Here is a 1,279-nt window from a genome sequence, read left to right as displayed (position 1 = left end):
TTGATTAGGTGCGTTAGGATTTTCTAAAAATTTGAGCCTTAAGTTTTTTCTAAATTCGTCCGCATGAGCGTCATTTTCATAAAATATTTTACTTTATCAACAAACTCATAGAACTATACTTTACAGCTCTACGCAATCTCTTTTTCTTCTACTAATATCTCTCTTCTTAAACTATATGGGTGAAATATAGTTCTAACCATTTTCTTTTCAAGATTAAAAACTGCCGTAGCATGATGCATAAACTCATTTCTCAAATAATATCTCAAGTCTATTATCCTTAAGATAATCTCTTCCCCTTTATCTATGACTTTAACATGTTTTATAGGTGTAAATTCAGAAAAATATCTTCCAAGTTCAGTTTTATAAAATTGTTTTATAATTTTATGATTAACCTTTTTTAATTTCCTTCTTATTGTAACTTTCTTATTTAAAAAATAAACTTGTCCTACAATATTTGAATCTTTAGTCTCTACAATGAAATCCCATTTTAATGGATTGAAAAATGACGGTAAAATATTAATTTTTTCGATGATACATTTATTTTTAAAGTTATTATAAAGCACTTTTGCAACATTACTTCTCATATGAATTCTAAACAATAAATAAATTGCAAAAATTAATGAAAATACAATTTCTTTCATAAATATATCCTTAAATAAAAATACCATACCTAGCGATAAAAATATTATGACTGGATCAAATAACATTAATAAACTTGCCGAAATTTTTTTCTTTGTGAATGGCAGTAAAAACCTAGCACCATATGAATTTAACATATCAAATACAGAATGCGATAAACTGCCTAAAAAAGTCCAAATAAAAATTCTGAAGAATGAATAATCTCTAAATATTAAATTTAAAACTACAGATATCGCTATAGAAATAAAACTTATCCCTACGATTGAATGCGTTATTCCTCTATGATGTTTTAAATATTCATATTGCCCCTTTAATCTAAATACTATATCAACATCCGGTGCCATAGCTCCTATAACACTACCCAACATCAAAGGATTTAAACTATTTACTGGTTCACCGCTTAAAGTAGATAAACCTAATCCTATTATTCCATGTGTAATTGGATCCATTAGAAACACCTCCAAATCAGCTACATATAAAATTATAACATAGATTGTTTATATATTTCTTTGGTATATAATAGCATCTATAATTAAAATTTTTAACCTTCAATTCGTAATTTAAGATATTGATAAAAAGTGCCGATAAATAATATATGATGCAGATAAGTAGAAAAGACAAAGAAAAAATAATAGAATCA

At 26.0% G+C, this 1,279-nt stretch carries 1 protein-coding gene; it reads right to left on the bottom strand.

Features of this window, described 5'->3' with window-relative positions:
• Positions 1-128: 128 nt before the first annotated feature.
• Positions 129-1,088: a metal-dependent hydrolase gene (locus tag BUB51_RS12610; RefSeq protein WP_073198189.1), complete on the bottom strand. Its 960-nt coding sequence runs from the start codon at positions 1,086-1,088 to the stop codon at positions 129-131.
• Positions 1,089-1,279: the final 191 nt, after the last annotated feature.

This window comes from Caloranaerobacter azorensis DSM 13643 (assembly GCF_900129995.1).
Classification (GTDB): domain Bacteria; phylum Bacillota; class Clostridia; order Tissierellales; family Thermohalobacteraceae; genus Caloranaerobacter; species Caloranaerobacter azorensis.
Note: the sequence above shows the minus strand (reverse complement) of the source record. Positions and strands in the feature narration are given on the sequence as shown.